We start from the raw sequence: 3,274 nt of genomic DNA on the forward strand, positions 1-3,274 counted from the left end.
CGGTCGATCGGTCCGTCGGTGGCGATCGCACGCCCGAGCGGGGTGTCGTCGTCGAGTAACCGGGCCAGCCGATTGGCCCTGGCCATGGCGTCGTCGATGCCGAGCAGATGCGCCACCGAGTTGGGGCCGCTTGCGGTGGCATTGTCACCGAGGCTGCGGTGCGCGATACCGAGCGCCGTCGTCGCGATGCCCACCCCGGCGTCGGCGGCCGCGAGCCCGACCCGCACCGGCGCGGTGGCGAGGCTTGCCAGGCTCTTGCCCAGATTCATCCAACGAGTCTATGCATCCCGTGGTGGTTACCTCGGCCGAGCTTCCACCATACTCCCAGCTAGGGCACAGCTGGCTTGCAGGCGCTTGCCAGCTCGATAAGAGGGAATTGACGTCATGTCAGCAGTTATGCAGGTAACGGCACCAGAGGCACGGGTACTCGTCGTCGACGACGAAGACAACATCGTCGACCTGTTATCGGTCAGCCTCAAATTCCAAGGGTTCGAGGTCCATACCGCCACCAACGGGGCATCGGCGCTGGATCTGGCCCGCGACGTCAAACCGGACGCGGTGATTCTCGACGTGATGATGCCCGGCATGGATGGTTTCGGGGTGCTGCGCCGGCTGCGCGCCGACGGTATCGACGCGCCGGCGTTGTTCCTCACCGCCCGTGACTCGATGCAGGACAAGATCGCCGGCCTCACGCTCGGCGGCGACGACTATGTCACCAAGCCGTTCAGCCTGGAAGAGGTGGTCGCCAGGCTGCGAGTTATCCTGCGACGCGCCGGGAAAGGCGTCACCGAGTCGCGCAACGCCCGCCTGAAATTCGTCGACATCGAAATCGACGAAGATACCCATGAGGTATGGAAGGCCGGTGAGCCGGTCGCATTGTCGCCCACCGAATTCACGCTGCTGCGCTACTTCGTGATCAACGCGGGCACCGTGCTGAGCAAGCCGAAGATTCTGGATCACGTGTGGCGCTACGACTTCGGTGGTGACGTCAACGTCGTCGAGTCGTACGTGTCCTACCTGCGCCGCAAGATCGACACCGGCGAAAAGCGACTGCTGCACACCCTGCGCGGCGTCGGCTACGTGCTGCGGGAGCCTCGCTGAGGCCCATGCCGCGACATCTTCGGTTCGAAATGCCGCTACGCGTGGCATTGGTCGCCGCCACTTTGCTACTGGTGGCGTGCGGATTGACGGCTTCCGGCATCGCGGTGACCTCGATCTTGCACCAACATCTACTCGCGCGCGCCGACCAGACGCTCGAGGAGGCCTCGCGGGGTTGGGCGCAGGCTCCCAAAGGTGCGCTGAAGACCCCGCACGGCGCCAACCTGGACCGTCCGCCGTCGAACTTCTATGTGCGCAGCCTGTCCGCCGACGGGCGGGGCAGGACCGTCATCAACGACCGCCACGCCGAACCCGTCCTGCCGGCCAACGACGATGTCGGACCCGTGCCGAGGACGGTCGGCTCAGTGGACAACTCGGGGGTGCAGTGGCGGGTCGTCTCGATGCGCGGGGAGAACCGGGTGGTCACCGTCGCCTACGACCTGTCCGAGATCCAGCACACGGTCCGTTCGCTGGCCTGGTTGCAGCTCGGAATCGGTGTGGCTGTGCTGCTGGTCTTGGGGCTGGTGGGGTCGTGGGTGGTGCATCGAAGCCTGAAACCGCTGACCGAAGTCGAACAGACTGCTGCAGCGATTGCCGGCGGCCAGCTGGATCTTCGTGTGCCCGAACGTGATTCGAGGACCGAAGTGGGACGGCTTTCCGCAGCGCTCAACGGAATGCTCGCCCAGATCCAGCGAGCGCTGGCATCGTCTGAATACTCCGCTGAGCAGGCGATGATCTCCGAAGACCGAATGCGCCGGTTCATCACCGACGCCAGCCACGAGTTGCGCACACCGCTGACCACCATGCGCGGGTTTGCCGAGTTGTACCGGCAAGGCGCGGCGCGCGATATGGAGATGGTGATGTCGCGCATCGAGAGCGAATCGCGTCGCATGGGATTACTCATCGACGATCTGCTGCTGCTCGCCCGGCTCGACACCCAACGCCCGATCGACCGTAAGCCGGTGGACCTGCTCGCCCTGGCCACCGACGCTGTGCACGACGCGCGGGCGGTTTCGCCCGGTCGCGCGATCACCATCGAGGTGGTCGACGGTCCCGGAACCCCTGAGGTGGTGGGCGACGAGGCCCGGCTTCGGCAGGTGTTGGGAAACCTGATGGCCAACGCCTTGCAACACACCCCGGAGACCGCGGACGTCACGGTGCGAGTCGGCACCACCACCGAGTCGGCGATTCTGGAAGTGGTCGATGAAGGCCCCGGCATGAGCCAACAGGACGCGCTGCGGATCTTCGAGCGGTTCTACCGCACCGACTCCTCCCGTGCGCGCAGTAGCGGCGGTAGCGGTCTGGGATTGTCAATTGTGGACTCGCTGGTACAGGCCCACGGCGGAACCGTGAACGTGACCACAGCTCCTGGCAAGGGCTGCCGGTTCTGCGTCAGCCTGCCGCGTGCTGCCGACGCCTCCTTGCCCGCCCTCAAGCAGGCGGTAGGTCGGCAAGCGCCGCTTTGATCTTCGCCTGCGCCTCGTCGAGCGACTCCGGGGACGGGTTGCGGTCGACGTTGGCGAACCCGAAGTCGCTGAGGCTTTTGGCCGGGAAGACATGGACATGCAGGTGCGGGACTTCGAGCCCGGCGATGATCAACCCGGCGCGGTCGGCGTCGAACGCCCGGGTGACCGCCTTGCCGATCAGTTGGGCGACGGACATGACCCGTCCGAACGTGGCCTGGTCGACGCTCTGCCATTGATCGATCTCCGCGCGCGGCACCACCAGGGTGTGTCCCTGGGTCATCGGCTCGATAGTCAGGAAGGCGACGACCTCGTCGTCCTCGTACACAAACCGGCCCGGAAGTTCGCCGTTGATGATCCTGGTGAAAACAGTCGTCATTGGCGCCGCTCCTCCTGCCCTATCTCGCTCGCACTGTTCGGTTCATCGTCGCCGACGCGGGCCATCGGCTCAGCATATGTCGCGCGTAGCGTCACGGTGGTCCCGATCAGCCACCAGGTCCGGCGCCGGCTTGAGGAATCTGCCTCCCGAAACCGCCCGCGGCAGTATGCATTTGGCCAACCAGGTGACCCGCGGCCCGGCGGGGAGGTCACTACGCGTTGCCGAAGGTCATCGCCCCGAGGTTCCAGTAGCCGCGCATGTTCGCGATCAGTCCCGCGTCGTTGACGCGGTAGGTGAACACGCCCCGCACACTGCTGGTGATTCCGTTGTCAAA

General features: G+C 65.5%; 3 protein-coding genes and 2 pseudogenes. 2 read left to right on the top strand and 3 right to left on the bottom strand.

Annotation, left to right across the window (positions count from 1 at the left end; genetic code table 11):
• Positions 1 to 269: pseudogene (locus AC2VOG_RS14940) on the bottom strand (hypothetical protein); the annotation flags it as partial.
• Between the two features lie 115 nt (positions 270 to 384).
• Between AC2VOG_RS14940 and AC2VOG_RS14945 the strand changes: the two are divergent.
• The gene (locus tag AC2VOG_RS14945) at positions 385 to 1,101 is read left to right on the top strand and encodes a response regulator transcription factor (RefSeq protein WP_486940664.1); all 717 of its coding nucleotides are present in this window, start codon (positions 385 to 387) and stop codon (positions 1,099 to 1,101) included.
• 5 nt (positions 1,102 to 1,106) lie between these two features.
• Positions 1,107 to 2,564 (top strand): sensor histidine kinase, encoded by a 1,458-nt coding sequence (locus tag AC2VOG_RS14950; RefSeq protein ID WP_486940665.1) that lies wholly within the window; start codon positions 1,107 to 1,109, stop codon positions 2,562 to 2,564.
• Here the strand turns inward: AC2VOG_RS14950 and AC2VOG_RS14955 are convergent.
• Together AC2VOG_RS14955 and AC2VOG_RS14960 are read right to left on the bottom strand one after the other, a co-directional pair.
• Entirely contained in the window at positions 2,530 to 2,940 is a 411-nt protein-coding gene (locus tag AC2VOG_RS14955) for an HIT family protein (RefSeq protein WP_486940666.1), read from the bottom strand. The genes AC2VOG_RS14950 and AC2VOG_RS14955 overlap by 35 nt on opposite strands.
• Positions 2,941 to 3,151: 211 nt before the next feature.
• Positions 3,152 to 3,274 (bottom strand): annotated as a pseudogene (locus tag AC2VOG_RS14960) (steroid delta-isomerase); the annotation flags it as partial.

This window comes from Mycobacterium sp. TH-M11 (genome assembly GCF_057473725.1).

Coding starts and splice junctions, on each gene's coding strand:
- AC2VOG_RS14945 (WP_486940664.1), top strand. CDS start 385: ATGTCAGCAGTTATGCAGGTAACGGCACCAGAGGCACGGGTACTCGTC.
- AC2VOG_RS14950 (WP_486940665.1), top strand. CDS start 1,107: ATGCCGCGACATCTTCGGTTCGAAATGCCGCTACGCGTGGCATTGGTC.
- AC2VOG_RS14955 (WP_486940666.1), bottom strand. CDS start 2,940: ATGACGACTGTTTTCACCAGGATCATCAACGGCGAACTTCCGGGCCGG.